Source organism: Pedobacter miscanthi (assembly GCF_003315595.1).
Taxonomy (GTDB): Bacteria; Bacteroidota; Bacteroidia; order Sphingobacteriales; family Sphingobacteriaceae; genus Pedobacter; species Pedobacter miscanthi.
In genome coordinates, this window is the sequence record NZ_QNQU01000003.1 from 1 (window position 1) to 22,807 (window position 22,807).

The window sequence follows — 22,807 nt, forward strand, 5'->3', positions numbered from 1 at the left end:
TTAAAAGAAACCCTTCAGCAGAAATGTTGAAGGGTTTTCTTTGTTTATGGCGGTTTGGTTTAAGGTTTAAGGCACCACAGCCTACAATACTTTCGCAACCGTCATCCCATACAGTCCATCGTCCAGATTCGATGGCTCTGGTTTATTTTAGGTCCTTTTTTTGGTATGATAGACCCTGAAATAAATTCAGGGTGACGGGTAGCTTGTTTATTTATTCCCGCAGATTACGCTGATCGCCGCAGAGAACATTCCATCATCCATTTTACACCTTACATTATATTATTTATCCCGCAGATCGCCGCAGAAACTTTCCTTCTTCCATCATCCGTTTTCCATCTTCCATCACACTTCTATCCCAGATTAAATAGCCCTGATGGAAGCGTTATCCCTTTTGGGCAAAAATAAATTGTTTTACAGGATAAGTTTCCAAAAGGATTAAGCGTACAGCAGGATAGACCCCAACCTATAAGCACAGCAACTGCGCTCCAAGAAATAGAGAAATTGTGTTAAGGAATATTTATTGAATAGATTAAGCGTTCGCTTCTTCTTTAACGGCTAATTGTCCGCAGGCGGCATCAATATCTTTCCCACGGCTACGGCGAATGTTGGTATTAATGCCCTGGCTTTTCAAATAATTTGAAAATGCATCAATTTTATCGCCTTCGGCATTGGTGAAATCGGCAAAAGAAATCGGGTTATATTCAATCAGGTTTACTTTACATGGAATGTGTTTGCAGAATTTAGCTAAATCCATCGCATCCGAAATTTCATCATTAAAATGATTGAAAACAATGTATTCGTAAGTTACCGGATTTTTGGTTTTAGCAAAATAGTATTTAAGGGCATCTGCCAAAGCTTTTAAAGAGTTAGCCTCATTGATAGGCATAATTTCGTTACGTTTTTCATCATTGGCAGCATGAAGCGAAAGTGCTAGGTTAAATTTAGCGCCATCATCGCCCAGTTTCTTGATCATTTTGGCAATACCCGCAGTTGATACCGTTATGCGTTTATAGCTCATGTTTAAGCCATCAGGAGCAGTGATGCGTTCGATAGACTTTAATACATTCGCATAATTTAATAATGGTTCTCCCATGCCCATATACACGATATTGGTAAGGGGATTATTATAATTCTGTTTAGCCTGCTTATCAATAAGAACAACCTGATCGTAGATTTCGTCGGCGTTTAAATTACGCTTACGGTCCATATAACCAGTTGCACAGAATTTGCAGGTTAAGCTACAGCCTACTTGCGAACTTACACAGGCCGTCATACGATCTTCTAAAGGAATTAAAACACCTTCAACGATATTACCGTCGGCTAAGCGGAAAGTATTTTTGATAGTATGATCGTTACTGAACTGGGAGTTGTTAACCTGAACAGCATTAATGGCAAAAGCCTCATCCAAAGCTTTACGAAGATCTTTGGATAAATTACTCATCTGCTCGAAACTCGTAGCCGATTTTTCCCAAAGCCACTGGTAAATTTGCTTTGCCCTAAACGCAGGCTGTTGCATTGCTACAAGGTGCTGTTGCAATTGAGGAAGATCTAATGCACGGATATCGGTTTTCTTTGCTGTTACCATTTGTTGCAAAGGTACTTAAAAAGAGGTTAAGCTGAAAGACTAAAGCTAAAAGGCTATTAATCAGCGCATAATTTTACAATTGCTTGGCTTTATCTTCCTCTGCCTCTTGTGTTTGACTTGCCTGCAGGTTTACCTTTTGCCGGCCTCGAATTTCTGTTACCGGTATTGCCTTTACCCACGGGTTTTGCGCCTGAATGAGCCCCTGGTTTTTTGCCTGAAGATTTTTGACCTGCCGGTTTTGGTTTGAAAGCCTTTTTAGGCTGTTCTTCTCTTAGCTCAGGAATTTCCTCCCAGGTATTTGTTTTTTTCTTTGTGGTACTTTTAGATTTGGGCTTAGCTTCTGAAGAAGAGTTTTCGACACTTTTGGTAATGGCTTTCATTTCCTCTTCGGTAAGTTCCCTGAATTCTCCGGTTGGGATACCTTTAAGGCTGATGTTCATGATACGTGTACGTTCGAGTTTGGTTACCTCATAACCAAAATGCTCGCACATTCTGCGGATCTGCCTGTTTAAACCTTGAATTAAGATAATGTTGAAAACATAAGTGCTGATTTGTCTAACCTTACATTTACGGGTATTTACGCCCAAAATAGGAACCCCATTACTCATTTCGAAAATAAAATTTTCGTTGATGGGTTTATCTACCGTTACTACGTATTCTTTTTCGTGTTTGTTCCCTGCCCTTAAAATTTTGTTAACTATATCACCGTTATTCGTCAGGAAAATTAATCCTGATGAGTCTTTATCCAATCGGCCAATAGGGAAAATCCTTTCACTGTGGTTAACATAATCTACAATATTATCGCGGACGCTGGCTTCGGTTGTACTGGTAATACCAACAGGTTTATTAAATGCCAGCAGGATGAAATTGCTTTCTTCTTTAGGCTCGATGTTGTGGCCATTTACCATTACTTTATCGCCTGCAAAAACCTGATCGCCTACCTTCGCTCTTTTTCCATTGATGAAAACATTGCCCTTTTCGATGTAACGATCTGCTTCGCGGCGTGAACATAATCCACTTTCGCTGATGAATTTATTTAAACGGGTTGCAGAATTATTGTTCATGCTGCAATTTTACGGAAATAAATTGTGTTATCCATTCTCCATAGCGGCAACAAATGTCCGGATGGTACTTTTTAGCTTTGCTAAAGTTTCCTGATCGGTAATTTCTGCATCATTGTTAATCTTTGCTTTTGCAAATGGAATGAGCTGGGGAGATATTTTAGCTTCGAGCACAGTCAAAATATCAATAATTGATTGATAAGCTTTTTCGCCCTGTGTGGAGGCAACAAGCGCTAACACCGGCTTGCCCGCAAATGACGCAGAACTTACAGTCCAATCAATCAGGTTTTTTAACGAGCCTGGTAAACCCATCGCATATTCGGGAGTGGAAATTACAATGCCATCGGCCTGATGCATTGCTAAACGAAGGTTTTGAACTGACTTTGTTGGATTCTCCAGATCTGAATCAGGATTGAAGTGCGGAAGATTTGCAATTGAATCAAAGATGGTTACCTCGAAATCCTTTCCTAAAAGCTCGCTGATGGCTGAAAAGATACAGTCCGTTGGTTGATGAAGATTTTGTACTGCCTGAAATTGCCAATATTTTTTTCATTGCTAAAAATAGCAAAGTAAGGATGGATTAAAAAGCCTTGGCGGGTAATCAAATCGTCATATCAAATGAACCATTGAAAAGTAACAGGTTTCAATGGTTCATTTAACATTGAGAACAGACTAAAAACTCTGATCATCGGCACTTGGGCCGTAACTTCCCGGGATTGGAATGTTTAATAGTCGCAAATACACACCTAACTGTGCACGGTGGTGGGTGGTTTGGCTTAATGAATGGCGGATGGTTTCATATTTAGAATAATCGGCCAGAACCTGTTTACCCATGCTCAGTATCCAGCGGCCATTCAAATTTTCTTCTGTAGCTTTTTCTAAGTCTGCCTTTCCTGCCGCAAAATTTTCCTCTAAAATTTTAACCAGGTCGTCAGCACTTTCTACATGCGGCTCTGTGTAGGGTGTGGTTTCGAAATCCAATCCATCCGTTGTTAAAGCCAGTGAAATCCAGCGTGGCAAATCAGCGATATGAACGGCAAGAGATTTCATTTTCATGCTTTTTTCATGTGGTGCCCAGTCAAATTTATCAGCCGGTACCAGTGCCAGGAATTTTTTTGTGGTATTAAATTCCGCTTCATACTCTTTCAATAATAATTTAATGATTTCCATATTTTTCTGTTTTGTTTTTTCTACTGTGTGTAATTCCATAAGTAATAAATCAGCAATGCTCATGATTTTTGATGTTGGTTTATACAAAGAAAATATGGACCACTGACAACCCTATGGCAGTGTAAAAAAATAATTTACAAGAGGGCGTCATTTCGATTTTGAGTTTATTTGCATAAAATAGATATTACTGACAGATGAGTTAAATTAAGCTAAATCCTCCCAGATACGTCATCTCGAGCGAAGTGCAACGCAGCCGAGAGATCTATCTCGAGGTAGATCTCTCCATTCCACTGCGTTGCAGTCGAGATGACGATAGCTTATAAAGAAAAATAGTCAATTGAAATGTAAGCTTAATAATTTACCGGCAGCAAATGCATGTAATCGCTCAGTGGCATGTGCTGTGTTTTTCTGAACGGGATGTCCAGATTTTTAAGACAGATGATCCTTGTAAGGTTAAAATCGCGGTATTGGTTCCGGAAATGGCACCAGGCTATTAAATGCCAGCTAAATGCATAGAAAATGAGACCGATGGGCTCTACTTCTCGTTTACTCACCTCTTCTTTATTGTTTTTATAATCGAGTTCTATCAGATTCTTCTCGCCGATAGCGTGCTGAATAAGGGACAGGTATTCGAAGTTAAAACTTAATCTTTCCGGAATCTGTAATTTGATATGCTGATTTAAAGACTCCAGTTTTTCTTTCTGGCTGCTTTTCAGCACTGCTTTTACCTTGGTAAGTGCAGTAGAATAATGAGACCGGATAGAGTTATCGGCAAAGCCATTTACCAAACTTTCTACCAACAAAAGTGCATTGGCCTCTTCCATATTAAAAGAAACCGGTGGCAGAAAATAGCCCTGAACGAGGTAATAACCCTTGTGCTGTTCGAAACTTACGGGTATGCCCTGTTCGCCCAACGCTTTAACATCGCGATAAACAGTACGGACACTCATGTTAAACCTTTCTGCAATTTTTTCGGCAGTAATGTATTTTTTAGACTGAAGTAAGGTTAAAATTCCGAAAAGACGGTCGATACGGTTCATGAGTAGTTTTGTTAGGCGATGCTAAAATTAAAATTTTTTAAGCAATTTTCTTGTGGTACGTTATTTGTAAAAGATAATGAATATCAATTTCAGGCCCTGAACCGTTATGATAGAGGTTTAGGACAAATAATCTGAGTTAAATGGCGGCTGTTATCCAAAAGCGTTTCTTCCGGGCAATAAAAAGTAAAGTAATTATAGGCTTCCTGTTTGCCTGTTTTGCACTTTTACTGGCATGGGGCATCAGTAAATTTGCTTTTACGCGTATGCTTGATACTGTAGAAGAAATTTCGGCACCGAACGACCGCTTAAGGATTGTTAACGATCTTTCGCACAAAATTGCGCGGTTAGACCAATTGCAGCGCGATGAAGCTTTTAATAAACAGGGAACTTATAGCTTTTTAAAAGAATCGCGTAAATTAAGGTCTAGTTTAGATACCCTCCGGAAATTATACCGTGGCGATTCAGCACAGCTGGCCAGGATAAAATCAATCAAAAATTTACTTTCTGATCGGGATAAACAGTTTGTAAACTATCTGAAAGTGAGGGAAACACTGGTTAATACCAAATCTTTCTCAGATGAAGTGCAGAAACTGAACGAGCTGGTGGCTACCAGGGCCAGGCAAACGGATAGCGCCGTATTAACCACCGAAACCACTACCTCGACCACAACAGTTGCACCAGAAGAACAGCAAAAATCAAGAGGCTTTTTGAGTAAACTTTTTGGAAAGAAAAAATCCGACGTTTATAAAATTATCAACGAAGAGTTTAAAGTTAAACGTGATACTTTAAATGCAAAAGCGGAAGACAGCATCATGAAAAGTATGACGGGTTCGCTTAAAAATATCGAACAGGAGCAACGTCAGAAAAGCCAGAAATTTTTAAAAAGGGAGGCCGATTTATCAAGTGCAAGTAACGCTTTAACCGCTAAAATGCTGCAGATTTTACGCGAAGTGGAGGGAGAAGCAGTAGCTCAGGTAGATTTAAATGGCATTCAGGCCAAAGAGGTGGTTAACGACGGTATTACCCAGATCACTACCATCATCATTATTTTCTTTTTGTTAACCGTGATCCTGCTCTACCTGATCCTGGCAGATATTACCAAAAGCAATAGATACAGAAAAGCCCTGGAGCTGGCGAAAGATGAGGCTGAATATCATGGTAAGGCCAAGCAGCGGTTCCTCTCGAACATGAGCCATGAAATCCGCACACCTTTACAATCTATTTTGGGTTATGCCGAACTGATTACCCAACAGGAAACACCCAATAAAAAAGATGTTGATGCCATTTACCAGTCTTCCATCCATTTACTGCAGATTGTAAATGAAGTATTGGATTATAACCGGATCATTTCGGGTGAGTTTAGTTTCAATAACCAGGTGTTTAACATCCGGAAAGCTTTAGATGAGGTAGTTTCGGTAATGCGGCCATTGGCTGAACAAAAATCACTTCAGTTAAATGTTTCGCTTGATCTGGCTAATCTGGAGTTTGTAAAAGGCGATGCCTTCAGGTTAAAGCAGATTTTGTTCAATCTTTTGGGTAATGCAGTAAAATTTACCTTAAAAGGTGAGATCAGCTTGTCGGTATCCTATAAAAAACAAGGGGAAGATCTGCATTTTCATTTCACCATTAAAGATACCGGAATCGGTTTCGACGAAAAAGACATTCCGAAAATTTTTAACGAATTCGAACAGATAGAATCTCCTGAAAAATATATCATTAATCAGGCGGGTACAGGTTTGGGCTTGCCTATTGTAAAATCGTTGATTGAAACTCAGGGCGGACGGATCCATGTTAAAAGTAAACCAGGCATTGGTACTACCTTTAATATTTATATGAAATATGAAAATACTTCCGAACGTGTAAATGATGCACTCGATCTGGAACATTATGCCATTGTAAATCCAGGTACCGTTTGGGTAATTGATGATGATAAACTGATACTTGATTTATGCGGGGTGATTTTCGAAAAAAATAAAATTCCGTTTAAAAGTTTTACTCAGGTGGCCGACATTTTACATACCGAACCCGACGCTGATTTAAAATATGTACTGGTTGATATGCGCATGCCCGAAATGACTGGCTTCGAACTATGCCATTTACTCAAAAAGAAACTGCCGAATAATATTAAATTCTATGCCATTACCGCTCAGGTTTTACCCGAAGAGCGTGAAATGGTTTTAAGCGGTGGTTTTGACGGACTGATTATGAAACCATTCAGGGCAGTTGATATTCTCTCGATCTTTGATAAAACAGAAATTTTAACTGAACAACCGGAATTTGATTTTTCGTCTATCGAAAAAATGACCTTTGGTGATCATCAGATGCTTGAAAAAATCCTGAACCGTTTTAAACAGGATTCTATTGATGATGCCGCATCGCTTAAAGCGCATATAAATGATAATGATCAGGAAAAAAGCAGGTTGCTGGTTCACCGCCTTGCTGGCCGAACGGCGCAGATGGGATCTAAAACCATGGCCAATGCATTCCGTCTGCTGGAAATCGAAATTGCTGAAAAAGGCTTAACCGATCATGCAAAATCTGAAGTACTATTACAGATCAAAAAACTCGATGCACTGATTGCCTTTATAGGGCAAATGGATTATGCCAGTACCGTTTAAGGAAAATGTAAGATGTAAAATGGATGATGGATAATCAATAAATCCTACTCAATGCCGTAACGTTCCATTTTAGCATACAACGTTTTGCGGTCGATATTTAAAATTTTTGCCGCTTTCGATTTATTGTGTCTAACCTTGATGAGCGTCTCGGTAATCAGGGCTTTCTCATTTTGTTCATTTACAGCTTTCAGATCCGATGAATTACCCGGTGCCGACTGGTGCTGAACAGAGATCATCATTTCGTCTGGCAAAGCTTCAACCTGTGCAACCTCACCGGGGCTTAATAAAACCATACGTTTAATTACATTGCTCAGCTCGCGCAGATTACCCGGCCAGTCGTAACTCAATAACAACGATTTTGCCTCTGCAGATACACTTTTAACATTCCGTTCCAGATCGCGGTTCGATAACTGTATAAAGTGGTTGATGAACAGTTCTAAATCTCCACCTCGGTCGCGTAATGGTGGTAACTGAATTTTAAACTCGTTTAACCGGTGGTATAAATCTTCCCTGAATTCGCCTTGTTGCATGCTATTGGCGAGGTCATCATTGGTGGCGGTAATAATGCGCACATTTACCGGAATCTGTTTGGTACTGCCCAAAGGCTGGATTACCCTTTCCTGTAGGGCACGGAGCAGTTTAATCTGCACTTCGTAACTCAGGTTTCCTACTTCATCCAAAAATAATGTACCACCATTTGCTGCTTCAAACTGCCCTTTTTTATCGTTTAATGCACCTGTGAAAGCACCTTTTACATGTCCGAATAGTTCGCTGGCGGCTAAATCTTTGGATAAAGCGCCACAATCTATTGCTACAAAAGGTTTATCAGCACGTTTACTTTGCTGGTGGAGCGTTCGGGCGGCAAATTCTTTTCCTGTTCCACTTTCTCCCTGTATAATTACCGACATATCAGTGGGGGCAACCAGATTAATATGTCCATATAATTTATCGGCAATGGCACTTTTGCCTTTAATAAAATCACTGTTGGTTTCTTTGGGTTCGGTACTTTTTAAATCCTTTTTAGCTAAAGAATTTTTAATCACCATTAACAGTTCATCAGGATTAACCGGTTTGGTGATATAATCAAAAGCACCCAGCTGGATAGATTTTACCGCTGTACGTACATCATTAAAACTCGTCATGATGATTACCGGGATAGAAAGCCCCAGATCGCGGATGTGTGTAAGTACTTCAAATCCTGTACCATCTGGAAGACGGTAATCGATTAACAGCAGGTCGTATTCGTTGTTCTCTACTTGTTTAAAAGATTGCTTTACATGGGTTACAAGGGTAACTTCATGACCGTTTTTCGTTAAAAAACCTTCAAGTAATTGAGCAAATGTTGTATCGTCTTCTAAAATCAGGATTCTCGCCATATAACAAAAATAAGAAAAGCCGGACATAATCCGGCTTTCTTATAATAGGTAGATGTAATATTTGGGTTTTTATTGTACGGGTTTACCGTCTTTATCAATTTTAACCGAACCAGTTTCTGCTTCTTTTTTAACATTGATTAAGTAGTATTCCTTTGTTCCTTCTTTAACAGACCAAGCTTCAGTAGTAGTCCATCCTTTGTAAGCATCAGATTTTAATGCTGTGGTTACCGGTGCAGGTAATTCTTCCAGTTTAACCGGAGTTTTTACTGCACTATCCTGAACTGCAACAATTGCTGCATTTTTAATTGTATTTACTTCACTTGCCTGTACTGCTGAGAATCCTGCAAAAGCTAAGAACGCAGCTGATAAAATCATCTTTTTCATGGGACTTATGTTTTATATGCAACTTTCGTTGCGTTAATATTTAATTTAATTGTAATTGCTAAAAATTATTTAGCTTATTGAACTGGTTTACCGTCTTTATCGATTTTTACCGATCCGGTTTCAGCTTCTTTTTTTACGTTGATTAAATAGTACTCTTTTGTACCTTCTTTAACCGACCAGGCTTCTGTGGCGGTCCAACCTTTATAAGCATCAGATTTTAATGCTGTGGTTACCGGGGCAGGTAATTCTTCCAGTTTAACCGGAGTTTTTACTGCACTATCCTGAACTGCAACAATTGCAGCATTTTTGATTGTATTTACTTCACTTGCCTGTACTGCTGTGAATCCTGCGAATGCTAATGTAGCGGCTAAAACGAACTTTTTCATGATATTATATTTTAATATGGTTGTAACTTTCGTTACTGATTAAATACTTGTTAATTATGGAGGGCTAACTATTTCTGATATTATTGAACTGGTTTACCGTCTTTATCGATTTTAACTGAACCGGTTTCAGCTTCTTTTTTCACGTTGATTAAATAATACTCTTTGGTACCTTCTTTAACCGACCAAGCTTCTGTAGCGGTCCAACCTTTATATGCGTCAGATTTTAATGCGGTTGTTACTGGGGCAGGTAATTCTTCTAGTTTAACCGGAGTTTTCACTGCACTATCTTGAACTGCAACGATTGCAGTAGTTTTAAAATCTTTTACTTCACTTGCTTGTACTGCTGAGAATCCTGCGAATGCTAATACTGTAGCTGCTAAAACGAATTTTTTCATGGTATATATTTTAAAATTTAATTTGTGTAACAATACTTGCTAATGTTTCATAATGATGCCAAAAGAAAAAAAAATATTTAAAATATTGATTTTCAGATATTTGTTTGTGTGCCAAAGTTTTGTGACTGGGGAATTTCTCCACACTTTGTGGCGAATGACTACAAGTTTTGCAGTTATTTTATTGAATGTATAGTGTGTCGTTGGATATTCTCATTCGATAAATTGTCACATTGACCCTGTCGAAGGATCTGCCAACCATAACTCTTAAGGCTTTTCGACAGGCTCAACGTGACAAATTCTAGATAGACTAGGTTTATGATACAGTCTAAATGAAAAAGATCATAAAAAATAATTTTATGTATTTGAAAAAAGAAGATTTTTTTCTATCATTGCAGCCCGATTAAAAGCCTCCTTAGCTCAGCTGGTAGAGCAACTGACTTGTAATCAGTAGGTCATTGGTTCGATTCCGATAGGAGGCTCTTTTTCTTTCCCAAGTTTCTATTTTCATTAGAAAGAACAAAAATCATTTCATCTTCAAAATAAGCTAAGTCCCGAAAAATATTTTTTTTGCTGCTGTTATTGCGCTAATTTGCATCATGCTAAAATATTTTTCAGCCGATTGGATTTTTCCTGTTGCTTCGGCTCCGGTAAAAAATGGTGCTGTTGCCGTAAATCCCGATGGCGAAATTGTAAAAATCTTAACGGAAGGAGAGACCGCAAAGCTTGGTCAGGATATCAAAAAACACAAAGGAGCCATTGTTCCGGGCTTTATCAATACCCATTGCCATTTAGAACTTTCGCACATGCTGGGGCAAATCCCCGAGCGCACCGGGTTGGTGGAGTTTGTACGGAGCATTATTGCAAACCGGCAGGCTAATGCAGAGCAGATTACCATTGCCATGTACGATGCTGATCAAAAAATGTTCGAAAACGGTATTGTAGCTGTTGGCGATATTTCTAATCAGGTTTCTTCCAAAGTGGTAAAAGAAAAAAGCAAAATTCATTACCATAACTTTATAGAAGCGTTAGGTTTTAATCCTGAACGCGCAGGTGCCATAATGGAGCATGTTAGAGGTATCAAACAGGATTTTGGACCATTGCCGGCATCTATCGTTCCACATGCACCCTATACTGTATCTCCCGAATTATTTGAATTAATCAGGCAAGAAGCCGAAAAAGATAATGCTTTTATCAGTGTGCATAATCAGGAAACAGATAATGAAAATGCTTTTTTTGAAAGTAAAACGGGAGGATTTTTAGACTTGTACAAATTTTTAGGACTGGATATCTCTTTTTTCGAGCCTAAACTAAAAACATCATTACAAAGCTGGCTACCTTATATTAAGGAGCAAAAAACTTTATTGGTGCACAATACGGTATCAGATAAAGCTGATATTGAATTTGCGCAAGCACATAATCAAAATCTATATTGGTGCCTTTGTCCGCAGGCTAATTTATATATTGAAAATGCTTTACCCAATGTTGATCTCCTGATAGAAGAAGATGTAAAAATTACTTTGGGTACCGATAGTTTGGCGAGCAACCACCAGCTTAACATCCTGTCGGAGATGATTACGCTACAAAAAAATAAGCAGGTCGATTTTGAAAAACTATTGAGTTGGGCAACGATAAACGGTGCCGAATTTTTAGCACTCGACGATCATTTGGGAACTATAGAAATTGGAAAAAAACCAGGATTGAATCTGATCCAGTTATCAGCCGAGTTTATAATTGAAAGTGATCTGGTAGAGAAATTGATTTAATAAAAACCTTATATTTTAATGTTAAAATTGATATGGTTTAATTGTTTTTCCTGTTTCACTCTAAAGTTTAATGTGAAGTAAGTTTATTTTGATACACTTTGATGTCATTTTGTATTATGACATTAAAAAACACAATTTTTAATGCTAAAAAAGATCATTAATTTGACTTCGATTAATATTTGTGCGTTCTGATGAGTTTTTGCCTACTTTTCCTAACACGATCGTTATGCCGTCCCGATTCATCAGGATCAGCATCTTTCCTGCTAGATAGACCCTGAAATAAATTCAGGGTGATGACTCTGAGGCAAAAATATCCATAGGAGGTCTTTTAAACCAATGTTAATAATATGAAAATAGCCATATTAGACGATTATCAGGATGCGGTTAGAAAACTGGCATGTTTCAATTTATTAAAGCAGCATGAAGTTGTTATTCTTAATCAAACTGAGAGAGATCCTGATGTTTTGGCCGAAAAAATAAGAGATGCAGAAGCCCTGGTTTTGATCAGAGAACGGACAGCAATTACTAATGATCTGCTTTCAAAATTGCCTAACCTAAAGCTAATCAGTCAAACAGGGAAAATTTCTAATCACCTTGATTTAAATGCGTGCACTAAATATAAAGTAGCGGTAGCCGAAGGTGTTGGTTCGCCAATTGCTCCTGCCGAATTAACCTGGCTTTTGTTAATGAATGTTTTAAGGCAGCTACCCAATGCGATTGAAGGGATGAAAAAAGGCAAATGGCAAACGAATATCGGTGAAAGTGTGAGCGGAAAAATAATCGGGATTTGGGGTTATGGCAAAATCGGTAAAATAATTGCCAGTTATGCAAAAGCTTTCGGTGCAAAGGTTTTGGTGTGGGGCAGTGAACATTCGAAAGCAAACGCTGTTAATGATGGCTTTGAAGCTGCCGAAAGTAAAACAGCCTTTTTTAAAACTGCTGATGTGGTTTCGCTTCATCTCCGTTTAAATAAAGAAACCACCGGTATTGTAAAGCAGGAAGATTTAAGTTTAATGAAAACTTCGTCGGTGCTGATCAATACTTCACGTGCAGAATTGATAGAAAAAGGAAGTCTTGTTAAAGCCTTAAAGGCAGGCAGGCCTGGTTTTGCCGGTATAGATGTTTATGAAAGTGAGCCTGTTTTTGATACCGGTTTCGAACTGCTCAATATGCCGAATGTGGTTTGTACCCCACACCTTGGTTATGTAGAAAAGAACAGTTACGAGCTCTATTTTGGCAAAGCATTCGAAAACATCATCAATTATATCAACAGAAAACCAACAAATATTGCCAACCCCGAAATACTTTAATATAAAGCGCAATGGTACGTGTCACCATGTACCAGCACTAAAAAGTTTTTTATGAACCCAATCTGTAAACTCTTCAATATTAAATATCCCATTATCCAGGCCGGAATGGTTTGGTGTAGCGGCTGGAAGTTAGCCTCGGCAGTTTCTAATGCCGGTGGTTTGGGCATTATCGGTGCAGGTTCCATGTATCCCGAAGTTTTAAGAACGCATATCCAAAAATGTAAATCAGCTACTGATCAACCTTTCGGAGTAAACATTCCGTTGCTTTATCCAAATATTCAGGAGATTATTGACGTAGTAATTGAAGAAGGTGTGAAAATTGTATTTTCTTCTGCCGGTAATCCTGCCACCTGGACCAGTGCCTTAAAAGAAAAAGGGATTACTGTCGTTCACGTAATTGCGAACACAAAATTTGCATTAAAAGCTCAGGAAGCCGGTGTAGATGCTATAGTTGCGGAGGGTTTTGAAGCCGGTGGACATAACGGAAGGGAAGAAACCACAACAATATGTTTAATCCCGATGATTAAAGAGGCAGTGCAGATTCCGGTTATTGCGGCCGGTGGTATCGGGAGTGGAAAAGCCATGTTGGCTGCTTTTGCTTTAGGCGCCGATGCGGTTCAGGTAGGTTCTGCTTTTGCGGTTGCAGAAGAATCTTCAGCTCACCCGGCTTTTAAAAATAAAATTATTTCAGCAACTGAAGGGGATACCAAACTGGCCATGAAAAAGCTCGTTCCGGTAAGGTTGTTAAAAAACGAATTTGCTGATGTAGTTTCCATCGCAGAAGCTGAAGGCGCAGACCGAAGCCGTTTAATGGAACTATTAGGCAGGGCACGGGCAAAATTGGGGATGTTTGAAGGAGATATGGAAAATGGCGAACTCGAAATTGGCCAGGTTTCTGCAATGCTCAAAGAAATTAAACCTGCTAAAACCATTCTCGACGAAATTTGGTCTGAATTTAAATCCGAACTAGAAAGATTTAACAGTTTATCTCACGAATTGGACTTATAGCCAATATGGTATACGATTGGATTATTAACTTTGCAACATTAAAACATTTCAACCTTATAACAATTAATGAAACATTTAAACATAGTAATAACCGGCAAAGTGCAGGGCGTTGGCTTTAGGGAAACCACCAAAATTATTGCCAACCAAATGATGGTAAATGGTTTTGTAAGGAACGAAAAAGACGGATCGGTTTACATCGAAGCAGAAGGCGAAGACATTTTCCTCGAAGAATTTGTAAACTGGTGCCACGAAGGTCCCGACCGTTCGCGCGTAGAAAATGTAACGGTAAGCGATGGCGAAGTAAAAAACTATCGTAATTTTGAAGTCTTAAGAAAATAAATTGCTGAATTGTTGGATTGCTATACTGTTCCGTTAGGGAGCTTATCTCAATACGCAATGCTCAAATCTCAATACTAAATGTCTGTATATAAAAAGTTTCTCGGACAAACCATGGTTTATGGTATCAGTACCATTTTCTCCAGACTGTTCAATTTTATTTTAACGCCTGTTTACACTGGTGTTTTCGCTCCTGGCGTTTACGGTGTGTTTACCAAAATGTTTAGTTATGTATCTATCATCAATCCGATTTTGGCGTTTGGGATGGAAACCACTTTCTTCAGATACCTGAATAAACATGAAGACAGGAAGCAGGAAGTGTACAACAATAGCTTTTTAACAATAGCTTTTATATCTACCCTCTTTTTAATCACCGCATTAATTTTTTCAGATTACCTGGCCAGGTATACTTTGGATGGGAACATCGCTGAACTGGCCGACCAAAAATCTTATGTGCACTATTTTGCATGGATTTTATTTGTAGATGCGATCAGTGTTATTCCTTTCGCCAAATTAAGGGCCGATGGAAAGCCATTTAAATACAGCTTAATCAAGTTTCTGAACATTGGTACGTTCGTAGGCTTAAATTTGGTATTTATTTATGTTATCCCGTTCCTCATCAAACATGATATCCTAAGTGGTTGGTTTACTCCATGGTACAAAGGCCGTTGGGTGGGCTATGTATTTGTAGCCAATTTAATAGCAAGTATTGTTACTTTGCTCATGCTTATTCCTCAGTTTTTAGAAATCCAGTTTAAATTCAATAAAAGCTTGTTCAATAATATGCTGGGCTACAGCTGGCCGGTTTTGGTGGCTAACTTATCCTTTATTATCAACGAAAATTTAGATAAAATTTTATTGGGAAAGTACCTGCCGGAAAATATTGCCAATCATGATGTAGGTATTTATGGAGCTGTATGCAAACTGGCAATATTCATCAGTATTTTTAATACAGCTTTCAGGTTAGGGGCAGAACCGTTTTTCTTTAGTCACGCTAAAAATGCAAATGCCAAACAAACCTATGCCAACATCCTGTATTATTTTGTACTCGCTTTATCAATTCTGTTTGTTGGCTTAACTGCCAATATCGAAATCATTAAATACTTTATTAACTCCAGGTACTGGGTTGGGTTAAATGCCGTTCCGTTTTTATTGTTTGGCTATGTTTGCCTCGGTATCTATATGAATTTATCAGTATGGTACCGCTTATCCGATCAAACCAGATACGGATTGTATATTTCTATGATCGGTGCCGTTTTTACTATTGTAATGAACATTATCCTCATTCCGAAATTTAGCTATATGGGATCGGCATGGGTATCTATGCTTGCCTACTTTATCATTATGGTAATTTCTTATTTACTCGGACAAAAACATTATCCAATACCTTATAAACTTAAAGCAATGGGATTATATATCATGGTTTCTATTGTGATGGTTTATTTATCTTTCTGGGTTTTTAAACGCAACATTTACATCGGGAATGGTATCTTGATCCTGTTTCTGGCGGGTATATTTTATTTTGAGAAGAATAATGTAATGAAAATGCTGAAGAAATAAATTGCCAATGGTCATCTCATATCTTGCATCTCAAATCTCATATCTTGTGTCTCAAATCTCTTATCTAACATCTCATATCTAAAGTCTCACATCTAATTAAATGGAAATAAAAATCATCAATACATCAGGGCATCCGCTTCCACAATATGAAACTGCCCATGCAGCAGGAATGGATTTGAGGGCGGCAATCACCGAAGAAATTACTTTAAAACCTTTGCAGCGGTTACTGGTACCCACAGGTTTATTTATCGAATTGCCCATAGGTTTTGAAGCACAGATCAGGCCTCGTAGCGGGCTGGCCTATAAACATGGCATCAGTATTGTAAATGCTCCGGGTACAATTGATGCCGATTACCGTGGCGAAATAAAAGTTTTATTGGTAAATTTATCGGATACAGATTTTAAAATTATTAATGGCGATAGGATTGCGCAAATGGTTGTGGCTAAACACGAAACCGTAAGCTGGCAAGCTGTTGAAGAACTAAGCGAAACAGCACGTGGCGAAGGGGGCTACGGACACACGGGGAAAGTTTAAGGATTGAATTAATAAATGATAAAATGAGTGAATGATAGAATGGGTGATAGAATAGGTGAATTTAAGGTGTTACGATTTAATATTACTCTTGCTAAAATCCATTCATTCAATATCCAATCATTCAAAATTCATTCATTCAATCATTCAAAAATATACTGTTATGGTTAGAGGTAGTATTTTTCTTATATTAGGATTTATGTGTTCTCAGGTGGCCTTTGGTCAGGGGGCAGTTACGCCAGCTACCAACCGCGATAGCAATGTGGTAAAACAGTTGTTTTTTGCCGGTTTACGTGAGAAAATGTCTGAGAATTATGTTGTGGCCTCTACCAGTTTTAATAAAATCGTTGGTTTAGATCCCAATAATCACGCGGCTTATTTCGAACTGGCCAATGCAAACCTGCGTTTGGATAAGCTTACCGAAGCCGAGCAAAATATAAAACAGGCCATTAAATTAAATAACGATAATTTATGGTACTGGCGTTTACTTGGCGAAGTGTATAAACGTAACAATAATATGCCCGAGCTCATCAGTGTGTTTAATCAGTTAATCAGGCTTGATCCCGAAAATGACGGCTATTATTTTGATAAAGCCAACGCACTGTTTTTAGCCAATCAGCTCGATGCCGCTAAAAAAACTTATGATGAAATTGAAGCTAAATTTGGCGAATCCCGCGACCTGATCAATGCCAAAAAGCGCTTAACCTCAAATGGTAGTGCTTCTGATAGCGATATTGTTAAATTATTAGAAGGTAACCAGGCCGATGTAAAAAATTACCTCTATGCTGCGGGTTTACTTTTACAAAAAGGGAACGACCCCGAAGCCTTAAAAGTACTGGTTAAAGCACAGCAACTAGAACCCAATAACTTTGAGATAAATCTTGCCCTTGCCGATATTTACCGCAAACAGAAAAACGATGAAGCCGCTTTCGCTTCATTAAAGCTTGCTTTCGAAAGTGCTGAAATGCCCTTGACCGAAAAAGTTAAAATCATAGCCGCATTATTCCCGAAATTGAATCAACCTGTTGTTGCCAAAAATGTAACCGAAATGAGTAAGTTGGTTGCCGAAAAAAATCCAGGTGATGCTAAGGCTTTGGCACTTTATGGTGATGTACTTTATCAGCAAAATAAGCTGAAAGAGGCCCTGGCACAATATCAGGCAGCTTTAAAGCTTAACGAACAGGTTTATGCCGTTTGGGAGCAGGTAATCAATATTCAAACTTTGCTGGGCCATTACGAAGACGCAGTAAAAGTTGGTGATGAGGCTTTAACCATTTATCCAAACCAGGCCAGTTTATACTATTATATGGCTTACGCGCTTTATAAAACCGGGAAGTATGAATCTGCACAAAGCAATTTAAAAACTTCATTGCAGCTGGATGTAGAGAATAAAAGTTTACAGGCGCAGATTTACGCTTTACAGGGCGATATCTATATCAACCAGAATAATTTTCAGGCAGCAAAAACCGCATTCGAAAAAGCCATTTCAACAGAACCGGATAATTACCTCATCATGAATAATTATGCCTATTATCTGGCATTAAAAAACGAAGATCTGGTAAAGGCCGCAAAATATGCCGAAACAGCAGCCAATGGTATGCCCAATAACCCTTCGGTTATCGATACTTATGCCTTCATCCTGTTTAAACAGCAGAAGTATGATCTGGCAAAAACATGGATAGAAAAGGCATTGCAAAACAATAGCAATAAAAATGGTGTTTACCTGGAGCGGTATGGAGATATCCTTTTTATGAAAGGCGAAAAGGATGAAGCGGTAATTCAGTGGCAAAAAGCAAAACAGGCCGGAAACGGATCAGAAGTATTAATAAAAAAGATCAATGAAAAGAAATATTTTAAATAGCGTATTCCTTTTGGGAGCGGTGATTTTTGTTTCGGCATGTAAGCCTAAAAAAGAAATTATTGTGGCTCCTCCTACCAAAACGGAAACCAAAACTGATAATTCGAAGGCAGAAACCCTGACGTTGTTAAATAGCAAACAGCTTAAATTTAACACCCTTTCTTTAAAAGCCAAAGCAACGCTTGATATTGGTGGCGATGCAAACGATGTAACCATGAATTTCAAAATGAAAGACAAGGAAACCATCTGGGTAAGTATTACGGCTTTGGGTGGCATGGCCGAAGTAGCCAGGGCATTGATTACGCCTGATAGCATCAAAATTATGAACCGCATGAAAAGCGAATACCTTAAAAAACCTTTCAGTTACGTTTATAATTTTACCAACAAACAGGTTAATTTTAATACTTTGCAGGCCATTTTAACCGGCAATGCCATGGGCGAATTTTTAACCCAGCAATCGGATCTTAAGCAAGAGAATGGTGTTTGGGTAGTATCCGGAAGTAAAGCCGAGCTTGATTATAAATTGCTTTTTAATACCCTGTTTAAAGTTGCCGAAACCAATTTAAACGATGCCAAAAACGGTCAGGCGCTAAAAGTAACCTATGCCGATTATCAAAAACTGAACGAATCTTTATTCCCGAGTTCATTACAGATCAAAACCTTATCAAAAGCAAAAAAAATAAACATCGATCTTCAGTTTGTTAAAATTGATGGCAATGTTCCGGTCGATTTTCCGTTTAATGTTCCAAAGAGATTTACGGTTGTAAAATAAGTTTTTCTTAAAATTATTATTTTAATAAGTGATTTGCCAAAGGTAGCTGTTGCATAAACAAGGTACCTTTGGCAATCTTTGCATTATATGAAGATTGAGTGAAGACGGTTCTGTAAGAAGTGATTATGACTTTAGTATCTCGATTTTAATATTTTTTACTATAAAATTTTTATACTTTTGGCTTAATGAAGCTACACAAACTCCTATTTATCCTTTTTTTAAGCGTGTTAACCCTTTCTGCGGTTGCACAAACTGAAAGTCAGCTCAGAAGGAAAAAAGAAGCTATACAGCGTGAAATCGAACAGCTTCAGAAAAATCTGAACAAAACTGCCAGTGGTAAAAAACTTACCCTGCAGCAGATTAACACCATAAATGCACAGATCAGGTTGCGCCAGGATAAAATCGGTACAATCAACTCTGAAATAAAAAATCTGGATAACCAAATCTCTCAGAACACCAATACCGTACATACATTGCAGGGTCAGTTGGGCGATCTTAAAAAAGAGTATGCAGGCATGATCCGTTTTGCACAGCGGAACAGGAACTCGTACGATAAGATGATGTTCATTTTCGCCTCAAAAGATTTTAACCAGGCCTATAAAAGGATAAAATATTTACAGCAGTTTAGCCAGTACAGGAAAAAACAGGCGGGTTATATAGAAAATACCCAGCAGGACCTGAATGGAAAAATCAAGGTTTTGGATAAAACACTCAGGGAAAAAAGCGATCTGTTAAAAGAACAGGAAAGAGAACGGGAACGCTTGGGTAAAGATAAAAACGAGCAGTCTGTTGTATTAAATAAATTAAGCAAAGACGAAAAGCAGTTTAAACAGGATATTGTTGCCCGTAAAAAACAACAGGCACAGATAGACAGGGCCATTAGTGCAGCTATCCAGAGGGCAATTGAAGAAGCCAGAAGAAAAGCAGCCGAAGAGGCCAGGAGAAAAGCTGCAGAAGAAGCACGGCTTGCTGCGGCAAAAGCCAAAGCCGAAAACAAGCCTGCGCCTGCAACGCCAACAGCGCCTGCTGCTAAAGCAAAATCGACAGCAGAATTGCTTACCGCAACGCCTGAAGCGGCTAAATTATCCGCAGGATTTGAAAACAATAGGGGCAGGTTACCTTGGCCGGTTGCTACAGGAACCATTACCGAGCGATTTGGTATGCATAAGGTAGACCAGGCTACCTACACCAACGATGGAGTAGATATTACCACAAGTGATGGCGCTACAGTTAGGGCAGTGTTTTCAGGTAAGGTTGCAGCTGTACAGGTATTTATGGGTAGAACAGTGGTACTGATCAACCATGGTGAATATTTTACTGTTTACCAGAATCTAAGATCCGTAAGTGTAAGCGTTGGTAATGATGTAGATACCAAACAGGCAATAGGCGTAGTAGCCAATACCGGGGATGATGCCATCCTTAAATTCCAGATCAGGAGGGGCCAGGCGGCTTTAAATCCTGAAGCCTGGATTAGTAAATAGAAGTTTTTTAAAATGTTTATATTTGTATAAATTATATTAGTGATGTATCAAGGCACGTTATTAGAGTTTTTAAACATGGGTGGATCGGAGATCGTACTCATTTTAGTGGTAGTTCTGTTGTTGTTCGGTGGTAAAAAACTGCCTGAGCTTGCAAGAGGGCTTGGAAAAGGGATCAGAGAGTTTAAAGACGCATCGGAAGGGGTGAAGCGTGAGATCCACAGGAATATTAACGCAATGGACTTAGATAAAGAAGAAGCGGAAGAAACAGCGGTAAACAACCATAATCAGCGTCACCATCCAACAGAAGAATCACCGGTTGATGAAAAAGTAGAGGCAAGTGAGTCACACATTGATCTGGCAAAGCCTACTGACGAAAAAATTGTAGCAGACAATCAAAAAGTTTAAACAAAAAAGTTATGTTAAATACAACAATAGCAGCAATGCTTGGAACACCAGAGATTATCATTATCGCGGTAGTGGTTTTGTTATTATTTGGTGGAAAAAAAATCCCTGAACTGATGAGAGGTTTAGGTAAAGGTGTTAAAGAATTTAAAGATGGTAAGGATGGTGTTGATGGCGATCAGGTAGATCCATCTAACCGTGATAAAACCGTTTAATTGCAATAATTTTTAGTTTTGAAGAAATACAGCGCTCTAAAAGAGATTCAGGCACTCATTTCGCAAAAGCAATTAACTTTACCCGATTTATTGGCTTATTATTTTAAGCAGATTAAAGATAAAGAACACCTCAATGCATTTAACGAGGTGTTTTTTTATTCGGCCGAGGTTCAGGCAAAAGCGATACAGCAGAAGATAGAAGAAGGTACTGCCGGTAAACTTGCAGGAATGGTTATTGGTATTAAAGATAATATCTGTTATAAAGACCATGTTGTTACCGCATCTTCAAAAATGCTCGATGGCTTTGTATCCCCATATTCATCAACCGTTGTTGAACGTTTGTTACAGGAAGATGCCATTATTATTGGCCGTTTAAACTGTGATGAATTTGCTATGGGCGGCTCTAACGAAACTTCTTATTATGGCGCCGTTAAAAATGCGGCAAATCCCGACCTTGTTCCAGGCGGATCTTCAGGCGGCTCGGCTGTTGCCGTTCAGGCTGATATGTGTTTAGCTGCCCTGGGTACCGATACAGGTGGTTCGGTGAGGCAACCGGCAGCTTTTTGCGGACAGATTGGTTTAAAACCTACTTACGGCCGTATTTCGAGATATGGTGTTATCGCTTATGCCTCATCATTCGATCAGGTTGGCCCAATTACTTCATCGGTTGAAGATGCAGCCTTACTTTTACAGATTTTGGCCGGTGCCGATGAGCACGATTCGACTGTTTCGCCTTTGGCTGTTCCCGATTATCCTGCCCATTTAAACGAAAGTAAAAAACAAAAAATAGCGGTTTTAAAAGAAACCATCGAGAGCGATGCCCTTGATCCTGAAATCAAATCGGCCATTTTAGCTTCGATAGAAAAACTAAAAGCAGATGGACATACCGTTGAATATGTTTCTTTTGATCTTTTAGATTACCTGGTTCCGGCTTATTACATTTTAACTACCGCCGAAGCCTCTTCTAACCTTTCCCGTTATGATGGTGTACATTACGGTCACCGCAATACCGATGCAAAATCATTAAACGAGCTCTATAAATTATCCCGCGCCGAAGGTTTTGGCGAGGAGGTAAAACGCCGTATCCTTTTAGGTACTTTTGTTTTAAGTGCCGGGTATTACGATGCTTATTATCAGAAAGCACAGCAGGTTCGCCGCCTCATTAGAGAAAAAATGGATGCTTTATTCCAGGATTATGATTTAATTCTTTCTCCGGTAGCACCAACAGCAGCTTTTAAAATAGGCGATAACGTGCAGGATGCACTGGTAATGTACATGGCTGATATTTTTACCGTGCTGCCATCATTAAGCGGAAATCCGGCCATTGCGCTGCCTTTGGGCAATAATGTGGAAGGTTTGCCGTTAAGTATTCAATTTACAGCCAAACATTTTGGAGAAGACCAGCTTTTAGCTTTTTCTCAGGCATTTTTAAAATAGGCATAAGCTCATTGAGCTGTGTGCAGTAGCCGTTAAAAAAACACTGTAGCAAAACTTTTACTGATTTTTGATCGGTAACCGAGCTTTGCAGCTTAATTTTATTTCAGTAGCTTAAAAC

The 22,807-nt window shown here is 38.8% G+C and carries 22 protein-coding genes and 1 tRNA gene; 14 read left to right on the plus strand and 9 right to left on the minus strand.

The window, feature by feature from the left end; all coding sequences use genetic code 11:
* Positions 1–529: 529 nt before the first annotated feature.
* The 5 genes from rlmN to DRW42_RS03740 form a co-directional block, all read right to left on the minus strand.
* Positions 530–1,585, minus strand: coding sequence for a dual-specificity RNA methyltransferase RlmN (rlmN, locus tag DRW42_RS03720; protein WP_113947506.1), 1,056 nt, complete (start codon positions 1,583–1,585; stop codon positions 530–532).
* Between the two features lie 89 nt (positions 1,586–1,674).
* Positions 1,675–2,649, minus strand: a complete 975-nt coding sequence (rluF, locus tag DRW42_RS03725) for a 23S rRNA pseudouridine(2604) synthase RluF (RefSeq protein WP_113947507.1) — start codon at positions 2,647–2,649, stop codon at positions 1,675–1,677.
* Between the two features lie 27 nt (positions 2,650–2,676).
* A complete protein-coding gene (locus tag DRW42_RS03730) occupies positions 2,677–3,141 on the minus strand; it encodes an NADPH-dependent FMN reductase (RefSeq protein ID WP_113947508.1) in 465 nt (154 codons plus the stop codon).
* 177 nt (positions 3,142–3,318) lie between these two features.
* A complete protein-coding gene (locus DRW42_RS03735) occupies positions 3,319–3,855 on the minus strand; it encodes a DinB family protein (protein WP_244215179.1) in 537 nt (178 codons plus the stop codon).
* Positions 3,856–4,166: 311 nt separating this feature from the next.
* Positions 4,167–4,856 carry a helix-turn-helix transcriptional regulator gene (locus tag DRW42_RS03740; protein ID WP_113947510.1) on the minus strand — a complete coding sequence of 230 codons (690 nt, stop codon included), beginning with the start codon at positions 4,854–4,856 and terminating at the stop codon, positions 4,167–4,169.
* 140 nt (positions 4,857–4,996) lie between these two features.
* Between DRW42_RS03740 and DRW42_RS03745 the strand changes: the two genes are divergently transcribed.
* Positions 4,997–7,474 carry a hybrid sensor histidine kinase/response regulator gene (locus tag DRW42_RS03745; protein ID WP_113947511.1) on the plus strand — a complete coding sequence of 826 codons (2,478 nt, stop codon included), beginning with the start codon at positions 4,997–4,999 and terminating at the stop codon, positions 7,472–7,474.
* Positions 7,475–7,518: 44 nt separating this feature from the next.
* Here DRW42_RS03745 and DRW42_RS03750 read toward each other — a convergent pair whose 3' ends face one another.
* The 4 genes from DRW42_RS03750 to DRW42_RS03765 form a co-directional block, all read right to left on the minus strand.
* A complete protein-coding gene (locus tag DRW42_RS03750) occupies positions 7,519–8,850 on the minus strand; it encodes a sigma-54-dependent transcriptional regulator (protein WP_113947512.1) in 1,332 nt (443 codons plus the stop codon).
* 69 nt (positions 8,851–8,919) lie between these two features.
* On the minus strand, positions 8,920–9,234 hold the full coding sequence (locus DRW42_RS03755; protein WP_113947513.1) for a hypothetical protein: 315 nt from the start codon (positions 9,232–9,234) through the stop codon (positions 8,920–8,922).
* 74 nt (positions 9,235–9,308) lie between these two features.
* Complete coding sequence (locus DRW42_RS03760; protein WP_113947514.1) at positions 9,309–9,620, minus strand: hypothetical protein; 312 nt, start codon at positions 9,618–9,620, stop codon at positions 9,309–9,311.
* Between the two features lie 80 nt (positions 9,621–9,700).
* Positions 9,701–10,015, minus strand: a complete 315-nt coding sequence (locus DRW42_RS03765) for a hypothetical protein (RefSeq protein ID WP_113947515.1) — start codon at positions 10,013–10,015, stop codon at positions 9,701–9,703.
* A 406-nt stretch (positions 10,016–10,421) separates the two neighbouring features.
* On the opposite strand from DRW42_RS03765, the gene DRW42_RS03770 reads away from it, so the two are divergent.
* The 13 genes from DRW42_RS03770 to gatA all read left to right on the plus strand — a co-directional run bounded on the left by DRW42_RS03770 (position 10,422) and on the right by gatA (position 22,689).
* A tRNA-Thr gene (locus DRW42_RS03770) sits at positions 10,422–10,494 on the plus strand.
* A gap of 117 nt (positions 10,495–10,611) precedes the next feature.
* A complete protein-coding gene (locus DRW42_RS03775; RefSeq protein ID WP_113947516.1) occupies positions 10,612–11,778 on the plus strand; it encodes an amidohydrolase family protein in 1,167 nt (388 codons plus the stop codon).
* 347 nt (positions 11,779–12,125) lie between these two features.
* Positions 12,126–13,088, plus strand: coding sequence for a D-2-hydroxyacid dehydrogenase family protein (locus DRW42_RS03780; RefSeq protein WP_113947517.1), 963 nt, complete (start codon positions 12,126–12,128; stop codon positions 13,086–13,088).
* Positions 13,089–13,139: 51 nt separating this feature from the next.
* The gene (locus DRW42_RS03785; RefSeq protein ID WP_113947518.1) at positions 13,140–14,096 is read left to right on the plus strand and encodes an NAD(P)H-dependent flavin oxidoreductase; all 957 of its coding nucleotides are present in this window, start codon (positions 13,140–13,142) and stop codon (positions 14,094–14,096) included.
* A 66-nt stretch (positions 14,097–14,162) separates the two neighbouring features.
* Positions 14,163–14,435: an acylphosphatase gene (locus DRW42_RS03790; RefSeq protein ID WP_113947519.1), complete on the plus strand. Its 273-nt coding sequence runs from the start codon at positions 14,163–14,165 to the stop codon at positions 14,433–14,435.
* Between the two features lie 78 nt (positions 14,436–14,513).
* The gene (locus DRW42_RS03795) at positions 14,514–15,992 is read left to right on the plus strand and encodes a lipopolysaccharide biosynthesis protein (RefSeq protein ID WP_113947520.1); all 1,479 of its coding nucleotides are present in this window, start codon (positions 14,514–14,516) and stop codon (positions 15,990–15,992) included.
* Between the two features lie 100 nt (positions 15,993–16,092).
* On the plus strand, positions 16,093–16,527 hold the full coding sequence (gene dut, locus DRW42_RS03800) for a dUTP diphosphatase (protein ID WP_113947521.1): 435 nt from the start codon (positions 16,093–16,095) through the stop codon (positions 16,525–16,527).
* Between the two features lie 196 nt (positions 16,528–16,723).
* Positions 16,724–18,385 (plus strand): tetratricopeptide repeat protein, encoded by a 1,662-nt coding sequence (locus DRW42_RS03805; protein WP_158544275.1) that lies wholly within the window; start codon positions 16,724–16,726, stop codon positions 18,383–18,385.
* Positions 18,363–19,154 carry a lipoprotein insertase outer membrane protein LolB1 gene (gene lolB1, locus DRW42_RS03810; RefSeq protein ID WP_113947523.1) on the plus strand — a complete coding sequence of 264 codons (792 nt, stop codon included), beginning with the start codon at positions 18,363–18,365 and terminating at the stop codon, positions 19,152–19,154. The genes DRW42_RS03805 and lolB1 overlap by 23 nt, the downstream gene beginning before the upstream one ends.
* A gap of 185 nt (positions 19,155–19,339) precedes the next feature.
* Positions 19,340–20,635, plus strand: a complete 1,296-nt coding sequence (locus tag DRW42_RS03815; protein WP_113947524.1) for a murein hydrolase activator EnvC family protein — start codon at positions 19,340–19,342, stop codon at positions 20,633–20,635.
* 42 nt (positions 20,636–20,677) lie between these two features.
* Positions 20,678–21,040: a Sec-independent protein translocase subunit TatA/TatB gene (locus DRW42_RS03820; RefSeq protein ID WP_113947525.1), complete on the plus strand. Its 363-nt coding sequence runs from the start codon at positions 20,678–20,680 to the stop codon at positions 21,038–21,040.
* Positions 21,041–21,051: 11 nt separating this feature from the next.
* On the plus strand, positions 21,052–21,252 hold the full coding sequence (locus tag DRW42_RS03825) for a Sec-independent protein translocase subunit TatA/TatB (RefSeq protein ID WP_029986031.1): 201 nt from the start codon (positions 21,052–21,054) through the stop codon (positions 21,250–21,252).
* An 18-nt stretch (positions 21,253–21,270) separates the two neighbouring features.
* The gene (gene gatA, locus DRW42_RS03830; protein ID WP_113947526.1) at positions 21,271–22,689 is read left to right on the plus strand and encodes an Asp-tRNA(Asn)/Glu-tRNA(Gln) amidotransferase subunit GatA; all 1,419 of its coding nucleotides are present in this window, start codon (positions 21,271–21,273) and stop codon (positions 22,687–22,689) included.
* Positions 22,690–22,807: the final 118 nt, after the last annotated feature.

Coding starts and splice junctions, on each gene's coding strand:
- rlmN (WP_113947506.1), bottom strand. CDS start 1,585: ATGGTAACAGCAAAGAAAACCGATATCCGTGCATTAGATCTTCCTCAA.
- rluF (WP_113947507.1), bottom strand. CDS start 2,649: ATGAACAATAATTCTGCAACCCGTTTAAATAAATTCATCAGCGAAAGT.
- DRW42_RS03735 (WP_244215179.1), bottom strand. CDS start 3,855: ATGGAATTACACACAGTAGAAAAAACAAAACAGAAAAATATGGAAATC.
- DRW42_RS03740 (WP_113947510.1), bottom strand. CDS start 4,856: ATGAACCGTATCGACCGTCTTTTCGGAATTTTAACCTTACTTCAGTCT.
- DRW42_RS03745 (WP_113947511.1), top strand. CDS start 4,997: ATGGCGGCTGTTATCCAAAAGCGTTTCTTCCGGGCAATAAAAAGTAAA.
- DRW42_RS03750 (WP_113947512.1), bottom strand. CDS start 8,850: ATGGCGAGAATCCTGATTTTAGAAGACGATACAACATTTGCTCAATTA.
- DRW42_RS03755 (WP_113947513.1), bottom strand. CDS start 9,234: ATGAAAAAGATGATTTTATCAGCTGCGTTCTTAGCTTTTGCAGGATTC.
- DRW42_RS03760 (WP_113947514.1), bottom strand. CDS start 9,620: ATGAAAAAGTTCGTTTTAGCCGCTACATTAGCATTCGCAGGATTCACA.
- DRW42_RS03765 (WP_113947515.1), bottom strand. CDS start 10,015: ATGAAAAAATTCGTTTTAGCAGCTACAGTATTAGCATTCGCAGGATTC.
- DRW42_RS03775 (WP_113947516.1), top strand. CDS start 10,612: ATGCTAAAATATTTTTCAGCCGATTGGATTTTTCCTGTTGCTTCGGCT.
- DRW42_RS03780 (WP_113947517.1), top strand. CDS start 12,126: ATGAAAATAGCCATATTAGACGATTATCAGGATGCGGTTAGAAAACTG.
- DRW42_RS03785 (WP_113947518.1), top strand. CDS start 13,140: ATGAACCCAATCTGTAAACTCTTCAATATTAAATATCCCATTATCCAG.
- DRW42_RS03790 (WP_113947519.1), top strand. CDS start 14,163: ATGAAACATTTAAACATAGTAATAACCGGCAAAGTGCAGGGCGTTGGC.
- DRW42_RS03795 (WP_113947520.1), top strand. CDS start 14,514: ATGTCTGTATATAAAAAGTTTCTCGGACAAACCATGGTTTATGGTATC.
- dut (WP_113947521.1), top strand. CDS start 16,093: ATGGAAATAAAAATCATCAATACATCAGGGCATCCGCTTCCACAATAT.
- DRW42_RS03805 (WP_158544275.1), top strand. CDS start 16,724: ATGTGTTCTCAGGTGGCCTTTGGTCAGGGGGCAGTTACGCCAGCTACC.
- lolB1 (WP_113947523.1), top strand. CDS start 18,363: ATGAAAAGAAATATTTTAAATAGCGTATTCCTTTTGGGAGCGGTGATT.
- DRW42_RS03815 (WP_113947524.1), top strand. CDS start 19,340: ATGAAGCTACACAAACTCCTATTTATCCTTTTTTTAAGCGTGTTAACC.
- DRW42_RS03820 (WP_113947525.1), top strand. CDS start 20,678: ATGTATCAAGGCACGTTATTAGAGTTTTTAAACATGGGTGGATCGGAG.
- DRW42_RS03825 (WP_029986031.1), top strand. CDS start 21,052: ATGTTAAATACAACAATAGCAGCAATGCTTGGAACACCAGAGATTATC.